1 protein-coding gene is annotated in these 385 nt (G+C 66.5%); it reads right to left on the bottom strand.

From position 1 onward, the window contains the following. Positions 1-7: 7 nt before the first annotated feature. Positions 8-385: methyl-accepting chemotaxis protein (locus tag N826_RS45875; RefSeq protein WP_044438132.1), on the bottom strand; the 378-nt coding region annotated here is incomplete at its 5' end.

Genomic DNA, 385 nt, shown 5'->3' on the forward strand with positions numbered 1-385 from the left:
CGCAACCTCACTGGGCATAGGAGAAGTTGTCGATTTCCCGGCGGGTGTCGGTGACCAGCATGGTGATCTCCTCGGAGGACACGGCCGAGCGTCCGGCCAGTGCCTTGACCTCGCCGGCGACGACGGCAAAGCCCCTGCCGGCGTCTCCCGCACGCGCCGCCTCGATGGTGGCGTTGAGTGCCAGCAGGTTGGTCTGGGACGCAATGCCGCCGATTTCGCGTGCCGTTCCAGCCACCCGGTCAAGCACCGTGCGCATGATCGTGGCCGATCGCTCGACGGCCTGACGCCTCGCGGTGATATCGGTGGCGTACATCACGATCCGGGACAGGGCGCCGCGCACATCCAGGATCGGCTGGAAATTGGCTGACAGCCAGACGGATTGCCC

It is taken from the genome of Skermanella aerolata KACC 11604 (assembly GCF_000936425.1).
GTDB lineage: Bacteria > Pseudomonadota > Alphaproteobacteria > Azospirillales > Azospirillaceae > Skermanella > Skermanella aerolata.